The organism is Candidatus Eremiobacteraceae bacterium, from assembly GCA_036511855.1.
In the GTDB taxonomy this organism is placed as follows: domain Bacteria; phylum Vulcanimicrobiota; class Vulcanimicrobiia; order Eremiobacterales; family Eremiobacteraceae; genus JABCYQ01.
This window is the reverse complement of the sequence record DATCBN010000091.1, coordinates 23498-43014: the sequence shown is the minus strand read 5'-3', so window position 1 is coordinate 43014 and position 19517 is coordinate 23498. Positions and strand designations below refer to the sequence as shown.

13 protein-coding genes are annotated in these 19517 nt (G+C 61.8%); 4 read left to right on the top strand and 9 right to left on the bottom strand.

The features are described 5' to 3' along the window. Positions 1-34 precede the first annotated feature (34 nt). A complete protein-coding gene (locus tag VII69_11550; GenBank protein ID HEY5095741.1) occupies positions 35-577 on the bottom strand; it encodes an NAD(P)/FAD-dependent oxidoreductase in 543 nt (180 codons plus the stop codon). Between the two features lie 85 nt (positions 578-662). Continuing rightward, the gene (locus VII69_11545; protein HEY5095740.1) at positions 663-1226 is read right to left on the bottom strand and encodes a hypothetical protein; all 564 of its coding nucleotides are present in this window, start codon (positions 1224-1226) and stop codon (positions 663-665) included. Between the two features lie 505 nt (positions 1227-1731). On the opposite strand from VII69_11545, the gene VII69_11540 reads away from it, so the two are divergent. Further along, a complete protein-coding gene (locus tag VII69_11540; GenBank protein ID HEY5095739.1) occupies positions 1732-2193 on the top strand; it encodes a hypothetical protein in 462 nt (153 codons plus the stop codon). 249 nt (positions 2194-2442) lie between these two features. Beyond that, positions 2443-5859, top strand: coding sequence for a hypothetical protein (locus VII69_11535; protein HEY5095738.1), 3417 nt, complete (start codon positions 2443-2445; stop codon positions 5857-5859). 369 nt (positions 5860-6228) lie between these two features. Here VII69_11535 and ileS read toward each other — a convergent pair whose 3' ends face one another. The 7 genes from ileS to VII69_11500 form a co-directional block, all read right to left on the bottom strand. Further along, entirely contained in the window at positions 6229-9336 is a 3108-nt protein-coding gene (gene ileS, locus VII69_11530; GenBank protein ID HEY5095737.1) for an isoleucine--tRNA ligase, read from the bottom strand. Positions 9337-9341: 5 nt separating this feature from the next. Beyond that, on the bottom strand, positions 9342-10475 hold the full coding sequence (locus tag VII69_11525; GenBank protein ID HEY5095736.1) for a site-2 protease family protein: 1134 nt from the start codon (positions 10473-10475) through the stop codon (positions 9342-9344). Between the two features lie 156 nt (positions 10476-10631). Next, positions 10632-11741 carry a polysaccharide pyruvyl transferase CsaB gene (gene csaB, locus VII69_11520; GenBank protein ID HEY5095735.1) on the bottom strand — a complete coding sequence of 370 codons (1110 nt, stop codon included), beginning with the start codon at positions 11739-11741 and terminating at the stop codon, positions 10632-10634. Further along, a complete protein-coding gene (locus VII69_11515; protein HEY5095734.1) occupies positions 11738-13903 on the bottom strand; it encodes a DUF5693 family protein in 2166 nt (721 codons plus the stop codon). The genes csaB and VII69_11515 overlap by 4 nt, the downstream gene beginning before the upstream one ends. Positions 13904-13966: 63 nt before the next feature. Next, entirely contained in the window at positions 13967-14437 is a 471-nt protein-coding gene (locus tag VII69_11510; protein HEY5095733.1) for a hypothetical protein, read from the bottom strand. Next, complete coding sequence (locus VII69_11505) at positions 14434-16203, bottom strand: hypothetical protein (GenBank protein HEY5095732.1); 1770 nt, start codon at positions 16201-16203, stop codon at positions 14434-14436. Before VII69_11505 ends, VII69_11510 begins: the two co-directional genes overlap by 4 nt. Before the next feature lie 116 nt (positions 16204-16319). After that, positions 16320-17927, bottom strand: a complete 1608-nt coding sequence (locus VII69_11500; GenBank protein HEY5095731.1) for a tetratricopeptide repeat protein — start codon at positions 17925-17927, stop codon at positions 16320-16322. Positions 17928-18163: 236 nt separating this feature from the next. On the opposite strand from VII69_11500, the gene VII69_11495 reads away from it, so the two are divergent. Then, positions 18164-19114 carry a hypothetical protein gene (locus VII69_11495; protein ID HEY5095730.1) on the top strand — a complete coding sequence of 317 codons (951 nt, stop codon included), beginning with the start codon at positions 18164-18166 and terminating at the stop codon, positions 19112-19114. Beyond that, entirely contained in the window at positions 19111-19428 is a 318-nt protein-coding gene (locus VII69_11490; GenBank protein ID HEY5095729.1) for a hypothetical protein, read from the top strand. The genes VII69_11495 and VII69_11490 overlap by 4 nt, the downstream gene beginning before the upstream one ends. Positions 19429-19517 lie beyond the last annotated feature (89 nt).

Genomic DNA, 19517 nt, shown 5'->3' with positions numbered 1-19517 from the left:
TCGCTCACCCACGTTTACTTAATTCGCTTAGCGTTTAGCCTGCCTGGGTTTCAGAACAGACCGTAATCTTTTTAGTCCATCCATGAAGTTCTTGCGCTAGTTCGATTGCGTCGTTGGTTTTGCCGTAGATACCAATCTTGCGATCCCGGAATTCCCATCCATCGCAAAACGGGCAGACGAATACGCTCCGTCCCCAAAAGTCGGTCAGGTTCTCGATATCCGGCAACTTGTCTCGGACGCCGTTTGCAAGCAACAGCCGCTTCCCCACAAACCGTTTGCCCGATTCCAGCGTCACCGAGAAGCCGATTTTGGTGTGCTGCGCTTTCTCGACCTTGTCTTTGATGAGTTCGACGCTTGGATAGCTTTTTAGTTCTTTTCGAGCTTTCACGAGTAGCTTCGAAGGCGACGTGCCATCTCGCGAAATGAATCCATGCATTTTCTCGGCGACGTCATTGCGCGGGTGGCCGTCATCGCCTATCAGAACGCGACGGCGAGCCCGCCCCAGGATAAGCGCTGCATTAAGCCCGGCGGCTCCTCCGCCTACCACAATCACATCGCGTTGATTCGTTGCCTTCACTTCAAGACGATCTCTAGAAGAGCAGTGCTGGCTGAAGGCACTGCTCTTCGTTCGAATACGACTCAGCTCGAGGCTCTGTCAAGCCTTAGACGGGGACGCCGTATACGTTGTTTTTCCCGCCGTACTTCGCGAGGATCTCAAACGCACCGGTCTCGCTGAGGTCGTGGGACGGAACACGCAACGCTAGTAGCGCGCCCCCGTTCTTCACGGTTTCCTGATAGCTCGAAACAGCATCTGCGGGCACGCCCTGGTCCGCAAGATATCCGGTCATCCCACCTGCGATCGCGCCAGCGGCCGTTGTTCCAGCAGCAGCTGCCGCCGCAGTAGCAAGCGCTCCAGCCCCGATCACGATGCCCACGCCGGGAACCAGGATTGAAATCAATCCGGCGGCCACACCAACCGCAAGTCCGACGCCCGCGCCTTTGGCCGCACCCGAAGCCGCATCCGAACCTGTCGTCACGGTGACGCCTTGCTTCGCCGCGGCATCGATGGAACCGCCCTCCGGACGCTGAGTCCCATTCTCGCTCAAACTGTACTTCTCGTTGGCGACAAGGTCGATGTCGTCTTTCAGCGCGCCGTGATCCAAAAGCGCGCCGACGGCTCGCTTCGCATCGTTCCAGTCCGCGAAGGACGAAAAGATTGTGTTCATTCTGGTGCCTTTCCAATCATGGTGATCAACGTCACCCAAAACTGATCGAGTGGTAGTCCTGTTACCCCGCCATCGAGTCCCTGAACCACGACAATGCCTCAGCCCATGCGAGCGAGTGCACGCCGAGCGATCCGCCCACGATAAATGCCGCACGTGTATATTTCGTCCGCGAGTGCCCTGGCTCGTCCGCACGCCGTTTCTTGGTAGCCATTCGCAATGCACCTCACGTAACTAGGAAACTCGGGAACGGTGAAACTCCCCGCCAAATCGGAGGTGGCGACGACTTCATAGAGAATCGTGTCGGACCGTGAGAGAGCAACTTTGCGAATGTTCGGGCTGTAAGTCCGGCACGCACAAGCAGACGCGAGACGCTGTGCCAGCGGAATGTTTGGCCCGTCGGAGCGATGCGCCGATGCTTTGGGAGAACGGTGTCTGCCCGCAGTGCTTGACATACGTCGGTTTAGACATGCGCGCCGAGTAGGCTACAGCCGCCAAGGAGACCATTTTGAGCGAGTTCGACGACTTCATCAAAGTCCTGTTGGCGAACGAAGAGTCCACAGGTGCGCAGAGATCCGACGATGTCAGCGATGAGTTAAGCCACAAAGATAAGGCCGTCAGCGCCTGCCGTGAGGCCATCGTCGAAGCATTTAAAAATGTGCGTTTTGGCCACTACTTCAAGATCCACGACCATCCGGCAAGCGAAACACCTGGCGACAACTTCGACCTTTCCATGGCGGGAAAGGACGTGATGCTTTTCTTTTCCGGCAAAGTGTTCGAGTCGGACGACTCGCCCAATGGCCTTGCCGCGGCGGTCACCCTCAAGGCCGCCCGTCGACTTTCGCTCACGATGACGAGCTCCGAACACGATGTCCAGTGCGATTTCAAACAAGACGGCGAATGTGTACCCGAAGAATTATTTGAAACTGTCACTGCCGCCGTCCGCGAGCTGTTCGAGCCCTTAGCCTAAAGACCGGTGTAGGGTGAGCGACCCGTACTAGGGTGAGCAATTCGTACTAGGGTGAGCAACCCGTACTAGGGTGAGCAACGCTCACCCAAATGGGCCCGCGATGCGTGCCCTATTACATTTCTATATTCAAGGACCGACGAGTCGGTGCCGTGCACGCCGTACGCGCGCCGCACGCCCACGCGCTACGATGCTGTCAGTGAGACTTTCATTGAAAGGGTCATCATCATGCCAGCTCGATCAACACGCGTCATGCTCCGCAACAAAACCTCATTCACACTGACTTTGACCGGCTCGTCGCTTGACCACGGCGACTGGACGCCGCCGTCATGGAATCCGCCGGCGTCGATCGCGCCGGGCGCGTCGGTAGGCTGGCAGTCGGAAAGCGATGGCGTTGCGACCGGCACCGAAGGCACCGTGACGTACGCGGTCGGCAATACCGGGCAAACGCTTTCGATTCATTGGGACAATCCATACGTTGGTTTGAACAGCTATCAGCAATCCATCGGACCCGGGTTTGGTCTATCGTTTTCGGGCGGGAAAGGCAACAACGCGGAAGCCGATTACATCTTGCAAGCCGACATGCCGGTCGTCGTTCCCGGTTTTCTTCCGAGCCTGTACGGTTTTCCGTTCGAGAATTCGTGGCCAGGTCAGGCAGATACGTACATCGAGCTTCCCCCATTCACGTGGTGGGGAAACGGTATCAAGATCGGCGACGCCTCGAACGGGATGTGCGGCGGAATGTCGTTCGCCGCGCGCGACTATTACGTTGCAAACTTATGGCCTGCACAAACCAAACCGTCCGGCGTTGGCGACCCCGTATACGACTACATCGTCCGCAGGCTGTTCGACAGTTTTAACTCACCGTTGTTCGGCTCGTGCGATCCGGGCGTGTGCGGCGGGTGGAATGTGCTCGCCGACGCCGCCGACTTCCAAACGCAGATGGACCCGGTGTATCCCGATTCCGACAACTACATCACCGACGGAACGATCGGCGATGGACGCGCGTGGATAATGGCTCACGAAGCGTGGCCGCAGATCCAAGCCGATATCGACAGCGGCGTGCCGTGCCCGCTCGGTCTTGTCTTGATCAAGTCGCTTCTGCCCACCGATCTCGGCAAGAATCATCAGGTGTTGATCTACGGCTATCAACTCAGCCAACAGTATCTGACGTTGTACGTCTGCGACCCGAATTCGCCCGGCGAGGATGACAGACGCATTTCGCTCGACATCTCCAATACCGGCGAGCCGATCGCGGTGACGCACAACTTCAGCACGTCGCGCCCGATCTATTCATTCTTCGCGCTTCGATATGACACGCACAGTCCTGTGGGAGGCTTCTCCGAGTCGGTCATCGACACGCAACGCCGTCTCGGCCAAGGATCGATCGGCGCAATAGCCCGGACGCCTGCCCACCTCGATGTGTTTTGGACTTCTCCTAGCGGTGCGATCTTGTCGACATGGCGGGATGATGCGGCGGGTATGGATTGGGGCGATCATCAGCCATTTGCGATTACTCCGCCCGGCTTTGCGCTCCCCGGCACGCCGGTGACGGCGGTCGCGCGGACAAGAGGACATCAGGATGTTTTTTGGGTGAACGCCGATGGGTCGGTGTGGACGATGTGGTGGGATGAGGCACCGGGGATGGGCTGGGGCGATCACCAGCCCTTTTGGATCGCGCCCCCAGGCGCGGCCAAGCCGCGTTCTGCGATCGCTGCGGTCGCGCGGACAACCGATCATCTCGATGTATTTTGGATCGGCCCCGACAACTGCATCGGATCGACGTTTTACGATTCGGCTCCGGGCATGAACTGGGGCGATCACGCCGCATTCCAAATCGCGCCACCCGGATCCGCGCAGGATGGATCGGGTCTCATAGCCGTCGCGCGCAATCCGAAACATCTCGATGTCTTTTGGGTGGGAAGGGACGGCGCGATCGGATCAACGTGGTACGATTCTGCTCCCGGCTCAAGTTGGGGCGATCATGCGCCATTTGCGATCACGCCCCCCGGCGCTGCGCGCGCGGGGTCTGCCGTCGCCGCGGTGGCGCGCACGCCGGATCATCTCGATGTCTTTTGGATAGGACCCGATAACGCGATCGCATCCACGTGGTTCGATATGGCGCCCGGCATGGGTTGGGGCGATCATGCGCCATTTGCGATTTCACCGCCCGGTTTCGCGGGCAGAGCATCGAGCCTATGCGCCGTGTCGCGCGTCTCGAATCATACCGACGTGTTTTGGATCGGGCCCGACGGCGCCGTCGTTTCGACGTGGTACGATTCGGCTCCAGGCATGAATTGGGGCGATCACGCGCCGTTCGCGATCTCGCCGCCTAATGGCGCGCAGGCCGGCTCGTCGATCGCCGCAGTGGGTCGCGCTCCGAATCATCTCGACGTGTTTTGGATCGGGCCCGATGGCGCCGTCGGATCGACGTTTTACGATTCGGCTCCGGGATTGAACTGGGGCGATCACGCGCCGTTCGCAATTTCGGCGCCCGACGTTGCGCAGCGTCCGAGCGAACAAGCACCGTCGTCCGCATCGTTTAGTGTCGCCCGTACCGTCAATCATCTCGATGTCTTTTGGACAACGCCGACCGGCGCGATCGGATCGATGTGGTGGGACTCAGCGCCGAAGGCCGGTTGGGGCGACCATCCACCCTTCCTTGCGACGGGACCGCTTTCTGCGCCGGCGGGAGCGCCGGTGACGAGCGTCGCGCGCATGCCGGATCAACTTGACGTGTTCTGGATCAATGCCGACGGTTCAGTCTGGTCGACCTGGTGGAACGGTATGCCGGGCTCGGGCTGGGGCGATCACACGCCATTCCCGATCGCGCCGCCTCGTTCGGCGCAACCGGGAACGCGAGTCGCCGCGGTTGGCAGAACAGCGAACCATCTGGATGTGTTTTGGCTCGGACAAGACGGCGCGATCGGATCGACGTGGTGGGATGCGGCACCGGGCGCGAGTTGGGGCGACCATAAACCATTTGCGATCACGCCGCCCAAAGCAGCACAGCCGGGTTCCGGCCTTGCGGTCGTAGCACGCTCGCCTATGCATATGGATGTTTTTTGGATTGGCCCCGACGGCGCTGTCGGTTCGACGTGGTGGGATATGGCTCCGGGCTCAAGCTGGGGCGATCACGCGGCGTTCCCGATCACGAAGCCGGGCGCTGCGCGGGCACTGTCGCCGGTCACCGCGCTCGGCCGGACGCCGTCTCATCTCGACGTTTTCTGGATCGGTCCGGACGGCTCGATCGGCTCGACGTGGTGGGATGCCGCACCGAAATCGAGCTGGCCGGATCACGGTGCGTTTGTCGTCACGGCACCGAATGCGGCAGCCGCGGGCTCCGACTTGACCGCGGTCGCGCGCAGCGAGCAACACATGGATGTGTTCTGGATCGGCCCCGACGGCGCAATCGGATCCACGTGGTACGATATGGCTCCGGGCTCAAGCTGGGGCGATCACGCGGCGTTCCCCATAACACCGCCAAATGCAGCGCACCCGCGCTCCTCGATCGCGGCCGTCGGACGGACGAGGGATCACCTCGACGTGTTTTGGGTGGGCCCTGACTTGGCGGTCGCATCGACGTGGTTTGATGAGTTACCGGGATTGGGCTGGGGAGATCACGCGCCGTTTGCCATCACGCCGCCGGGCGCAACGAAGATTATCTGAGGATGTGTGCGCTCCCCGAGTTCACTTAATTTCACGCCGGATGCACTAGGAGATAAATTATGAGTGCCACCATTAAAGCAAGGACAAATCCGATAAAGCGATAGTAGGCTGTCATAAATCCAGAGCGCAACAGTCCGGGAAACGGATAACGACTATTCCAGTCATTCGTCCACGCCTGAAACTTTTCGGGATAGAAAAGTAAGACAACGGCGGCGCCTACCATGGCCAGAAACAATATGGCCGCCGCAACGGGTAAGCGATGCTTGCCCTAGTACAGTTCGACGGGGCAAGCGATGCTTGCCCTAGTACGGTTCGACGGGGCAAGCGATGCTTGCCCTAGTACGAGATGACCCCTAGGTCATCCAGTGGTCAGGCGCGGCTGACCGTGACCGCGAAATCGCCGCGCGACAACGTCCAGGATGTGGCGAGCGTCTGCTGTTTGATGTAGTCTTTCCATTCCGTGGCCGCTGAATGCGCTTCGCCTTCTGCGACGACGCTCAACGCGATGCGATCGCTGACGTCCAGACCGGCGGCTTTACGCGCGTCTTGAACGGCGCGCACGATTTCGCGAGCCCAGCCCTCGAGTTCGAGGGCTTCGTCGAGACGGGTGTCCAGCGCGACTAACATGCCATCGCTTTCCGCGAATGCGAAGCCTTGCGCGGACTTGCTGTCCACGAGCACATCGTCGGGTTCGAGCGTAAATGTCTTGCCATCGGTGGAGACCTCAAAGGTCTTGCCGCCCGCCGCTGCCACCGCGACGGCACGCGGATCGGCCGCTGCGATGGCTTTTCGCAGGACTCCAAGATCCTTGCCGAAGCGCGGGCCGAGGCGCGGCAGATTTGGCCGAAGCGCGTACTCGATGAACGACGCGTCGATGCCGACCACTTGCACGTCCTTGACGTTGAGTTCGTCCAGAACCAGCGAGCGGAAGCGGTGCAGCGCCGCATCGCTGTACTGCGAGCTGGCTCTGATATAAGCGCTGCTCAGCGGTTGGCGCATCTTGATCTTCGACGAGGCCCGCGCCTGACGGCCAAGTTCGACTGCTCGCCGGACGATGTCCATTTGCGCGACGATCTCATCGTCGATCGCTCCGGATTTCGGCCACGACGCGAGGTGCACGCTTGCCGGCGCCGCGGGATCCATGGGCGCGACGAGATGCGCGTAGAGCGACTCCGCGAGAAACGGCATGAATGGCGCCAAAAGCGTGGTGACGCCGCTGAGACATTCATACAGTGTGCGGAACGCCGCTTTCGCATCCGGGCTTTCGGTCGAGCCCCAGAAGCGGTCGCGCGAAAGGCGGACGTACCAATTCGAGAGCCCGTCCACAAATGCGTCGATCTCTCGTCCGGCCGCTTGCGCGTTGTATTGCTCCAGCAGCGACGTCACGTTCTTGATCGTGGAGCTCAGGCTTGAAAGCACCCAGCGATCCATGTCCGACCGTTGCGCGAGCGGCACATCTTCGGGAACGCCCACGGTTTCGGCGTTGGCATACATCGTGAAAAACTTGGCGGTGTTCCACAACGTGTTGATGAAGCCGCGCGCGCCGTCGGCGACCAATGCGGGCGAGACGCGTTTGACCGCGCCCGGCGCGCTGCCGGTGAAGAAATACCAGCGCAGCGCGTCGGCGCCGAGCGTGTCGAAGATGGAGTAAGGGTCGAGGATGTTCCCCTTGCTCTTGCTCATCTTCTCGCCGTTCTCATCGACGACATGGCCGAGGCATATCACGTTCTTGAAAGCCGGCGAGTCGAACAGCATCGTCGCGATCGCGTGCAACGAATAGAACCACCCGCGCGTTTGATCGACCGCCTCGCAGATGTAGTCGGCGGGAAAACTCTCTTCGAATTCCTTGCGGTGCTCGAACGGATAATGCCACTGCGCGTAGGGCATCGAACCCGAATCGAACCACGCGTCGATCACTTCCGGCACGCGGGTGTAATCGCGGCCGTCGATGGTGAACGTCACGGCGTCGATCGTGGGGCGATGCAAGTCCATGGCGCTGAGATCGCGACCCGCCAGTTTTGAGAGCTCGGAGATCGAACCGACGCAGACGTAGTTCTCGCCGTCGGTCCATATCGGCAAAGGAGTGCCCCAGAAACGCTCGCGCGAGAGCGCCCAGTCGACGTTGTTCTCCAGCCAATTGCCGAAGCGGCCGTACTTGACGTTCTCCGGCACCCAATTGATTTGATCGTTGAGATCGAGCAATTGCTGCTTGAACACGGTCGTGCGGATGAACCACGCGGTCTTTGCGATGTAGAGCAGCGGGTCGCCCGTGCGCCAGCCGAACGGGTACGTGTGGCGATAGGTCTCCTGCCGGAACATCAGGCCCCGCGCTTTGAGGTCGGCAGAGATCGGCTTATCGGCGTCTTTGAAGAACAAGCCGGCGGCGATGGTGACGTCGGCCACCACGTGCCCGGTGAGATCCACGCTATAGTAGATAGGAAGATCTCGCGCCTTGCCGATGACGAGGTCTTCGGGACCGTACGCGGGCGCGATATGCACAACGCCCGTGCCGTCTTCTGTGGTCACGAAGTCCTCGGCCACCACGTAGTAGCGGTCGCGCTCGTCGCGGCAATATTCGTACAACGGCAGGTAGCGCGTGCCCGCGAATTCGGCGCCGAGCGTACGCCGCTCCACGGTCACTTCCTCGTCGCGGAAAACCTTGGCCAGCAACGGCTCCGCCACGATGAGCCGTTCCCCGTCGCGCGCGACGGTGCAGTAGGTGACGGCGGGATGGACGGCCAGCGCCATGTTGGCGGGCAACGTCCATGGTGTGGTGGTCCAGGCGAGAAACGAGGTCTTCGGATCGTCTTTCAAACGGAAGCGCACGAACACCGACGGGTCGTCGACTTCCCGATAGCCTTGCGCCACTTCGTGATCGGATAGCGTGGCGCCGATGCGCGGATCGTAAGGCACGGACTTGTAATCCTGTTGGATCAGGCTCTTATCCCATAGCTGCTTGAGCAACGACCAGACGCTTTCGATGTAGTCGTTGGTGAGCGTGAAGTACGCATCGTCGAGATCAACCCAGTAGCCCATGCGTTCGGTCATGCGATTCCAGTCGCCGACGTACTGATGCACGCTGTCGCGGCACAACTGGGTGAATTTCTCGATGCCGACCTCGGTCACGATGCGGCTCTTGTCCAAGATGCCGAGCTTGCGTTCTACCTCATGCTCGACCGGAAGGCCGTGCGTATCCCAGCCGGCTTTCCGCAGAACGCGTTTGCCCCGCATGGTCCAAAAGCGCGGGAACAAATCCTTAAATGAGCGCGCGAGGACGTGATGCACGCCGGGCTTGCCATTGGCGGTGGGCGGGCCTTCGAAGAAAGAATAGCGTTCGCCGTCCTTCGTCTGCTCGAGCGAGCGCGCGAAAATATTCTCGCGCTTCCAAAACTCGAGAATCGCCAGTTCCCGCTTTGGCGAATCGGGCTGGTCGGGCATAGCCGGAAAAACCCGGCCCGCGCCGGGCGCCTTAGTCACGATGCCTAGATCCTTTCCTTCGCGCGCAGCGCTGCGAAGATCGTGTCGTGCGTGATGACGCCCGTCAGCGCGCCGTTGTCGAACACCGGCAGCTCGCGAACCGCGTGCAGCTCCAACTGCGCGAGCCCCTCGCACGCGGCGACGTCGGCAGCCAAGCCCGGCACACGGTGCGACGGCGTCATGACAGCGCTCACCGGCGTGTGCTCCCAGAGGTTATGCGGCACGCCGCCCGTGTCGCGCACTGCAAGCAGTCCGACGAACTTGCCGTCATTCACCACGGCGTAGCCGGCGGACGGATCGCCCACGGCTAGTTGCGACACGAATGACGCGACGGAAGTGTCGGCCGGCACCGAGATGAGCTTGTGCGCGAAGCAATCGGTGATCGGCATGCGCTCGAGCGCGAGGTTGATGCGCGCCTGACGCGCGCTCGCCAGCGCCGCCTGCAAGAGGAATCCGCCGATGATGACCGGCCACAGAAAGAACGACCAATCGGGATCGAGGCGGTATTCGGTGATCGCATAGAACAGACCAGCCAGCATCAGCAGGCCTGCGATGCACGCGCTTACCATCGCGGCGATGCCGGTGCCGCGCGCCTGACTCCCGGTCGCCTTCCATAGCAAGGCGCGCAAGATGCGTCCGCCGTCGCTCGGAAAAGCCGGCAGCATATTGAAGATGGCCAGCATGCAATTGGAGAGCGCCAGCAGCGCCGCAAAGGCCGTGCCCCAAACGAATCCTGCCGCGGTGCACAGCAGCCAGACGATTCCGAAGAATACCGCCAAGCCCACGCTCGCGAGCGGGCCGGCCCCGGCCATTCGGACCTCGTCCATCGGCGTGCCCGGCTCGCGTAGAATCGTGGCGACACCGCCGAAGAGGAAGAGCGTGATGTTGCCGATCGGAATGCCTTGGCGCCGCGCCACGAACGCGTGCGAAAACTCGTGCACGATGACACTCGCGAAGAGCACGAGACTCACGGCCAAACCTAGTGCGATGCGCTGCGTCAGGGGCAAGTCGAAACCCAGCAGCGACGAGCGTTCGGCGGCCACATACGCGAAGAGGGCGAACACCAGCAGCCAACTGGGATGTACGCCGACATCGATGCCGGCGATGCTGCCGAGACGCCAGGTCCAACGCAGTCGCATGACCCGTCTTTTCCATTTCACCACGGGGGTTTCCGCTACGCGCGACTTATGTTGGAGGGCGACTGTACTAGGGCAAGCATCGCTTGCCCATTTTTGTAGGAGGGCAAGCATCGCTTGCCCATTTCTTAGGGCGAGCGATACTCGCCCTATTACAGGTTAGGAAGAAACTGCGGTGACGCGCTCCACGAGCTCTTCGAGCCAATCGAATGCCAACAGCGCGCGCGTCGCGAGCGGCGGCACGGCCGCCAAAAGCTGCGCGGAAAGACGGGCGCGATGTTGCCAGAAATCGTCGACCAGTTCATCCACCTTCGAACCCGGCAGAAGCGCCGGTTGCGGATAATCGAGATTCTGCGTCAACGCCACGACTTTCGGATCGTACGGCAGGGCGATGAACGGCACGCCCAGTGTGGCGGCCACGATCAGCGCGTGCAGGCGCATGGAAACGACGGCGGCGCAACGACCGAGGATCGCCGCCATCTCCGGCAGATCGTATCCGCCCGACATCAGGACCGGCGCGCTCTTGCAGCGTCGGATGACCTGCGTGGCGGCGTCGGCATCGTCGGGCACCTGCAGCGGCAGGAGCACGACTTGCGCGCCGTGCCGCATCGACAAGCGGTCGACGAGGGCCGCGATCTGCGGAACGATCCGGTCGAAAAACGACGCGTGCCGTACGACCACCGCCACCAGCTCGCCGCGTAGATCGCGCAGTCCTTCGCGAGCCAGCATCGCCTCGCTCGCGATCGACGGAACCGGCTTGGCCAGAAATACCGGATCGGCGGTTAGCCGAACGGTCACCCTCGGCAGGATCGAACGAAGGAGCGTCGCGCTGGATTCGTCGCGGACGCACGCCAATTTGACATCGAAGCAGGTCCGGCGAACGATTTGTTTGCCGATGAAGTCGAGCGGACCGATACCCTGCGCGAATATCGCGGCCGCGCGGTTCGCGGTCTGCGCTTCGCGGATGACGCCCACGTAGTACATCAGGCTGCGCAAACTCGTCGCCGTTTGAAGCAGACCGCCGCCGCCGCTCACGACCACATCCGATGAGCGTATCGCGCCCGATACTACCCGCCAATCAGCGCGAGGCAACGCCGGCACGCCGTATTCAATCGTTGTCGCTTGCGGAACCGCAGATAGTACCGTGAGCGTATCGTCGGGCCGCCGTCGGCGCCACTCGTCGACCATGACGCGAAGTATTGCTTCATCGCCGAAATTGCCGAAGCCCCAATAGCCCGAGAGGAGCAGTCGGGCCGGACGGCTTTTCATCTCGCCGCTGGCGCGGCGGTGGAGCTTCGCATGGCGATGCGGCGATAGATTATCTGCAAGATCGCGCCGATGACGAAACCGAGGACCACGCCGTTGAGCGTTCGGAGCAGACCGACGTGCAGCGGCGTGTGGATGTGCGAAAACGTGTCGAGCACATCGGCCAAGCCGATGCCGGCGCACAGAACGATGAGCCAGCCGATCAGGCGGCGCGCTTGGCCCGTGAGCGCCGGGAGCAAGACGATCAGCGGATAGCCGATCGCGAATTCCTTGAAGCGCGGCCGCGCGCCGAGTAATTGCGCGAGAAGTCCTCGCAGTTGCGTCTCGAAACCAGAGACACCGATGTCGGGTTGGTTGCCGGATCGCATCACGAGCAGCACCGCGGCGACTGCGAGCACGAACAGCGCGGCCAGTTGCCACGCTTTGACCGGCGCGATCACGGCCTCTCCCGCTTTGATGCGCGCGCCGAACATCGTGGTGAAGGCGTAGAGCAAGAGTAGTGCGAGCGGCGGCACCACGAGCAGTGTCTTGACGCCTGCGAACTGGTTGATCTCGAGCATGAACGTCGCTTGCGCGAGCAGCGCGGTGACGTATGCCGCGCCGATGCACGCGACGGCCACACTGGTCACGAGTGCGATGCCGCCGTCGGCGAGAGTGCGCGCGAGTGGGCGAGCGATGCTCGCCCTAGTACTCAAATCGTCGGGGCGAGCGATGCTCGCCCTGGTACTCAAATCGTCGGGGCGAGCGATGCTCGCCCTAGTACTCAAATCCGCCCTAGTACTCAAATCCGCCTGAGTACTAAGATCGTCGTCGTCGGGGCGAGCGAACCAGCGGGCGAGCGTGGTCCCGGCGAGCACCGCAAAGGTCAACGCGGCACCCAGCGCACCTGCTTTGCGCACGAACTCGTCGTGATGGACGGCGAACGCTCCCCAGTACGCCACGGCCGTCAACGCGTACAATGCCCAAGGCAACCAATTTCGAGTCCAGCCGAACAGATCGAGAAACAATACGAACGCGGCGGCAGCGCCGAGAAGCACCAAAAACCATAGCACCGGAAGTTTGCCGCCTTTGAAATCGACGAAGCCCTCGGCGCGCCCTTCGTGGAATCCGTTCGCTTCGAGACGATCGCGCAATTCGCGAAGCATCACGAGATTCGTCTGCTCGGCCGAAAGCGTCGTCTGCCCACTGTCCGGACCGGGCGTCTGAATGACATGCGGAAACGTGCGAAGATAGATCACGCGGATGTTGCGCTCGCGGACACCGAGGACGTAGGTCGCGACGACGTCATCGAGCTGCATCTTCTGCAGCAGCGGTTGCGCGATGGCTTGCACGCGGACGGTCTGGCTCGGCACGTCGGTGCCGAGCGATTGCGTGCCTTTTTGGATTTGATCGTCGGAGTAGGCCTCGACGTCGCCGAAGTTGACATGCGTGCGCCTGAGCGCGTCTGCCGTCGCGTCGAGTTGGAACGGATAGCCGAGCACTTCGTTGCGCTGGCCGAAGTAGATGACCGTGCCGATCTCACCGCCCTGCAAGATCTGATCGAAGATGCTGTCGATCTGGGGTGGTCCGAGGCGCTCGTTGTTCTGCACCCTCGGATCCACGAGCAGGCCCAGATGGCGAACGCGATCCGCGAAATCTTGCGGAATGCCGAGCCCGACTGAATTGAAGAAGTCGATTTGCGTCTTCACGGCGATCAACGCGGGCATGCGCGTCCGCAAAATGTGCACGGTCGACGGTTCGAACTGGGTCTTGAACGCGGTGAGATAGCGGGTGAGGGTCGCCGGATCGTACACCAATATGTAGACGCTTGCCGGATCGATCGTCCGCTCGCGCACCATGTTCGCGAGAAGCGGATCCACCAACGTCGAGTCGCGCGCGGCGTTGACGATCTGCTCGCCGGACTGCACGAAAGCCCGGCCGCCGTCGTTGATCCGCTGACCCAATTCTTCGTACACCGCAACGGACGTGAGACCGGCGCGGCGCATCTCGCGCAAGAGCTCGTCCAGGTCGTAGCCGTAGGCGTGCGCGAAGTCGCTAAGATCCTGTTGATCCATCGTGACTTCGACGGTCTTGTTCTGCGCTTCGTAGCGCCAGCGATCGTATGCGACCAGCAGCGAGGCGATGAGACCTAGGGCGATGAGCGCTACGGCAACGCGCCGCAGCATGGACATGCGCATAGGCCCGAGGCTTTGCGCTCGGGCCTACCGTTGCCTGTAACCGCGCTTATGTCAGGTCGAACTGTTCTTCTTGAGCATCTCGGCGAATTCGCGCAATTTTTCCGCCGCGATATCGAGCGCGCTTGCCGCGGCGTCAACCGAGATGCGCGCGACGTGCTCGCCCTTTTCCGCAGCCATCTTCGCGATGTCATCGACGTGCTCGTTGATGCGTCCCTTGCGAAAGGCGTCGGCAACGCGGTCGCCGGGCCACTGCCACGTCGAACCGTTTGCCGAGCCTGAGGCGAGCGCATGCGCGCAGAACTCCGGCGTGCCGAGCGTGGCGAGATGAACGCGCACGATCTCAGGATCGATGCTCTGTTTGCCGGCTGCGGCTGCGGCGGCCGAACACGCGGCCACTATGTCTTGATGGAGCTTGTCGGCCGCTGCCATGCGTGCCGACGGCGCGAGCGGCAGTGCCGCTCGGACCTTATCGACATAGTCGTTGATGGCGATCGTGGCGTCGGGCGTGAATTGCATTGTCATAGGTACATTCCCACATGGGCGGATGGTGCCGGAGCTGGCCGGCTGTTGGTGCTACTGGGAGCTTCTCCAGCTTGTTTCAGCGGCTCGAGCACGATGACCGCTGTTTGTCCCGGGACGAGCGTGCCGAGGATGACCGACCGGCCAGCATCGGTGGTCACCGCGGTGGTTCCCTGAGCCTGGCTCACTCGCATCGCGTTTTTCATGTCCAGCGTGAGGCCGGTCATGCCGTCGGGCGAAGTGACGCGCACGGTTTCCGTGTCGCCGGCGAAGCTGGTTGCGAGCGCCACTCTGGCGCGCCGCAGCCAGAACTGCCCGAATGCGTCGACGCCGCCGACCCAAAATCGATTCTTGACGTACGCGTAGAGCGCCAATTCCGTGGGGAGTTTGTCTGCCACAACGTCGGGATGTATGAGCACCAAGCAGACGCCGTGGAAAACCGACTCGTCGTCGAGCACCTGCTCGAAAGCCGGCACGAGCGGGAGCATCGGAAGGTGCGCATCGGTGATAAGGATCGGGAACTCGGTTATCGTCGATTCCTTGGTGTACGACCGGTCGTCCATCTCGCGAAACGGAAATCCGCTGAGGACGTCGTTGGCCGTGAATGACGAGTCATACCGGTAGCCCGTCTGCATCAGCCCCTCGAATTGGCGCGGATTGATATAGAGGTAGCCGGAGCGGAACGCATCGACGTGAATCCCGGGCACCGCGGCTTCGAGCATGACCTTGCTCACGATCATTTCGCCAAGCATCGTTGCCCCGATCGTCTTGCCCACCACGACGTCCTTGCCGCCGGCCACGACCTTGGGGTGATAGTTCGCCGGCGTCTCGAGGCCGGTGCCGTAGGCGAACGTCCGCCAGTCGCGGGCGTGCGCGACGGTATGGCTCGCGATCTCACCGCCCAGCTTGGCAACCTCCACGGTGTTCTTCTTGCCGGTAGCGTCGAAGAACGCGGAGTCCGCTTGATCGTTCACGTTTTTGGTCTCGATGAAAAACGTACCGTAGAACCCGTGCGCATGCTCGGCGCGCGCATATGCCAACATGTTGATGATCGACAGCGAGTAGTCGACGTCGTGCGTGAAGATGAGCGAGCCGGTCTTGCCGTCGGGCGCCGGATCTAAGGCGATGGCGCCGCGCACGTAAGTCATGTACCAATCGCGGATCACGAATTGCGGAGAGTCCGCGCTCGGTTCGAAATGGTTGTCATACCAGCGCTCGCTATCCGGGTCGTGATTGTTTTGCGGCACCACCACGAGATCGAACAACGATGCGCCCCATGCATACACGCGGCCGCGTCCGATATCGTGCACGGTGATGGCCCCGGTCCCGTCGTCGAACTTCGCGATGACGCGAGCCCCGGATCCCGGCACGGGAGTGAGACTTTGCGTGACGTCCGCCGAATTCTCTTTCGGATTGCCTATGACGATCGTCTGAGATTGCCACGCGCGAAGATGCGCGAAGCCCGGATCGCCCGACGCCACGTCGAATTTCATTTGGTAGCGTTTTTGCGACGCGACGGTGGGTTTGATTCCGGCGAGCTGCTGCGCGCCGGTGGACTCCGGGTCGTTGATGACCAGCGTGCCGCCGGCCTCCACATACGCGTGCATGCGCGCCTGGATCGCGGGTGACATCTCGTCCCCGCTCAACGCTCCGGAAAGTATGACCATGGGTTGGCGGAGTGCGACGGTCGGGTCGTGCGTGACGAACAGCGGCAGACCCATCGTCGCGGCGATGTGACGATCGCCGAACGCCGATTCTGTTGGATCCATCGCAAGCGATGCGATGGCCCGCGGATCCGGCGCCGCGGAGGCTGCGATGGCGGCTGGAGTCAGGGTGGTTAAGAAGAAGGTTACGGCGAGTGACGTATACCTATTGATTTCGCGCCTCAGATCCGTACCGCGAAGTTGAGCTGCAACGTGTTCGCGGAGTATGGAATGACGAGGTTGCTCCTGCTTCCGGAATAACGAACGGTCGTCTCGTCGACGGAGAATGTCATCCGAGACTTGCTAAGCGAGAGATATGGTTCGAACTGAAATGTAGACGTGGGCCCGGCCAAGCCGTAAAATGTGCGCGTGTTCTCGCCGCCGGACGTGACTTGTACGCCGCCGCTGAATTGATCGTTGAACTGTTGTGAAATCGTGAGCCCGTAGGATAGATCGTGCTGGCCCAAGTAATCGAAGTATCCGTGGGAGTGACTGACGATGTTGAACGGCGGGTTCGGGTTTGTGGTCCAGTAGGACCAGGTCTGCGCGAAACCCGCATTGCGAAGGTTCACGTCTGCGACCACCGACGCGACGGAGTTGAGCTGCATGGTCCTGTTCACGTCAAGCGTCCACTCGTAGTATGAATTGCCGTCGTTGTAGGACGCGTGCGCCAGGCCGAAGCCGGCCATCGTATTGCCGAAGCGGTGATCGGCGTTGAATGCAAGCGTCGTCAACCTTATGATCGCGGACTGGCCGTTGACCACCGGCACTCCGCCGTTCGCCTGAATGCTTCCGTCCACGCCGCCCCTTACGAAGCTGGCGCTGTAGTCGTTGTATCCGCGCGTGCCGGAGAAGCTGAGCGCGACATCGGTGGTGGCCGCCTGACCGGTGAACTTCGAAGAGTATGCGCGAAGATCGTAGCTCGCCGCCGCGTTCGGTGAATAGCCTGCAACTATTCCAAGGCGGCCGGCGGTAGTCGACGTTCCGTTGCCGCCGATCTCATAGCGCGCCGTGTAGAGGCCGAAATATGTGGAGGGGTTCGGGTAAAAACGTTGGATGAACTGGCGATCGGTCTGCAGGCCGTCGCTGCCGGTGGTGGTGACGCTCGTGAAATCGGCGAGCGGTGACACGCGCACGTTTATCTCCCGCAAGAGATCGCGGACATCGCCGTCATCCGGCGCCAACGTGACGGCGTGCTTGGCGATGGCGCGCGCGGTGGTGAGATCGCCTTGCCAATACGCGACATTGGCGAGACCGACGAGCGCGTCGACATTGGCCGGCTGAGCGATCAGCACTTTGTCGTAGTCGGAGCGAGCGGCGCCCAAGCGATTGGTGTACGACTCGACGGCCGCCAACCCAACCAGCGCATCGCTGTTCTTGGGATCTTTTGCAAGCACGAGCCGGTAGAGCTTCTCAGCGTCGGGATACTTGGACTCGAATGTGTACGTGTCGCCGAGGCCGATCTGCGCGTCGGAATCGTCGGGATCCATCTTCAGCTCCGCGGCGAACTGCGATTCGGCGCCTGCGTAGTCGTGGTTGTACGCGTACGCTCTCCCGAGAATCACTCGCGCTTCGCCGTCGGTTGGATCCTTCGCGAGCACCGCATCCAGTAGCTCGATGGCCGGTCCTTGCTTGCCGATAAACGAATACGCTTGCGCGAGCGCCACCGTGACATCGCGATTGGACGGGTCGGTCTGATGATCGGGCGCGAGCAGAGCGACCGCGAGCGTCGACTTTCCCGAATCCATGAGGAACTTCGCCGCGGTGACGTCGGCCGCCAAGTCGCGCATGCCGCTGGGAGCGGGCGACGGCAATGGGGCAGCAATCGCATTGGAATGTAGAGATGCGCAGGCTAGCCACATCGAGACGAAGGCGAAGGCGGATCCCCTGGTCAAAGCGACCCTCATCGATTAGGGGCAAGAGGCAACAGCGAAATCGTCGAAAACCGCCCCGTGATTGCCTTGCACCGGTCCAATTCCCGCGTACCACGACGTTCGAAGGCGAGGCGTAATGCGCCTCTCTACGGATGACCGTCAACGTCACATGTACGGCTTGCAACGGGGCGCCGCCGTGCGGCGCGTGCGTTGCGGCCGCGCAGTCGATTGCCGCGGCGGGCTTCACCGTGCACCATTCTTCGCGGTACGCGGCGTTGCGGGCCGCTGCCTCAGGCACATACGGATTCGACGCGTGCATCGTGCCGATAGGACAGAGCGAGCGTGCCGTTGCGGACGCTGCGGCCATCGTTCTCGCAACGAAGCGAGTGGCGCTCGTACTCGACGATGGCGCTGCAAGACCGGACGGTATCCCGGCCCACTTCGCGATCATTGAGCGGAGCGAGTATGAGCGCGGCTCGCTGCCTATTGATTGGCTCACCGACCGTGGGCCAGCTCGCGCGACGGATGACACCGCGACGCGATCAATCGAAGGACCGCTGTCGGTTGCAAGCGACGATCAGCTCCGCGCGACGCGGCGCGTGAAGACGCTTGCGAATGTACAGCGCGAGCGTCTCGCCGCGATCGGCGGCACGCCGGCGGCATTGGATATGATGGCCATGCTGAGCGACGAGGTTGGATGGGCGCGCGCGAGCGGACTCGGATTTGGACTCGTGCTGATGCACTTAGGCGGGCTCACGGAACGCTCCGCAGATGGCACTTCCGATTCGGCGACGCGCGCGGCGATCGCCGCCCTGCGAAGCGGTGCGCGACGAGGCGATGCGATCGCATATAAGAACGATGACTTCGTCGTGCTGCTTCCCGAGGCCGACGTGGAAGGGGCGATGATCGCAGCGCGTCGCGCCGCAAGGATCTTGGCCGCGGGTGTGCCTGGTCTCCCCGCTCGCCCGCGCAAGGCAAAAGGTCTTGCCGCTTGGAGCGCCGGCGTGGCCGCATGTCCGGCCGACGGCTACTCCCGAGAGGCGCTCATCGCGCGCGCGACTGCCGAGCTGCGCCCGCTCGATCGATGGATGAGAGACGCATGAGCGAGGCAGCCGAAGACATCGATGGGGCGTACGACCGCGGCGAGTTGACGTTTTCCAGGTTCAACGATTCGTGCGCCGCGTGCGTGCATTCTCGCCCGTCCGGCGCTTCGTACCTCTGCGCGTTCAAGCAAATGCGAGTGTTCGCCGACTCTACGTGTTCGGCATTCACGCCGCGCGACGTAGAACATCCGTTTGTGACCGTCGACATACGGCGAGCGTTGTATCGCGCGAATCTTCGCGTCGAACTCGCGGTCGATCAGCATATGGAGATGCGCGCGCGCATCGCCGCGGCGAACGCCGGCCGCATCGGCTAAACGTTCTCTAAGAAACCTCACCTCCGGTTCATCGCTTGTTCATGCGCCGCCGTGGCTTCGAGCGCATACTAATATCCATGCAGTGGCCG

What these genes read in the sequence shown, in the direction of transcription:
- VII69_11505 (HEY5095732.1), bottom strand. Translation starts at nt 16,203, where the DNA reads ATGGATCCAACAGAATCGGCGTTCGGCGATCGTCACATCGCCGCGACG.
- VII69_11495 (HEY5095730.1), top strand. Translation starts at nt 18,164, where the DNA reads ATGACCGTCAACGTCACATGTACGGCTTGCAACGGGGCGCCGCCGTGC.
- VII69_11490 (HEY5095729.1), top strand. Translation starts at nt 19,111, where the DNA reads ATGAGCGAGGCAGCCGAAGACATCGATGGGGCGTACGACCGCGGCGAG.
- csaB (HEY5095735.1), bottom strand. Translation starts at nt 11,741, where the DNA reads ATGAAAAGCCGTCCGGCCCGACTGCTCCTCTCGGGCTATTGGGGCTTC.
- VII69_11500 (HEY5095731.1), bottom strand. Translation starts at nt 17,927, where the DNA reads ATGCGCGACTTGGCGGCCGACGTCACCGCGGCGAAGTTCCTCATGGAT.
- VII69_11515 (HEY5095734.1), bottom strand. Translation starts at nt 13,903, where the DNA reads ATGCTGCGGCGCGTTGCCGTAGCGCTCATCGCCCTAGGTCTCATCGCC.
- VII69_11510 (HEY5095733.1), bottom strand. Translation starts at nt 14,437, where the DNA reads ATGACAATGCAATTCACGCCCGACGCCACGATCGCCATCAACGACTAT.
- VII69_11535 (HEY5095738.1), top strand. Translation starts at nt 2,443, where the DNA reads ATGCTCCGCAACAAAACCTCATTCACACTGACTTTGACCGGCTCGTCG.
- VII69_11545 (HEY5095740.1), bottom strand. Translation starts at nt 1,226, where the DNA reads ATGAACACAATCTTTTCGTCCTTCGCGGACTGGAACGATGCGAAGCGA.
- VII69_11525 (HEY5095736.1), bottom strand. Translation starts at nt 10,475, where the DNA reads ATGCGACTGCGTTGGACCTGGCGTCTCGGCAGCATCGCCGGCATCGAT.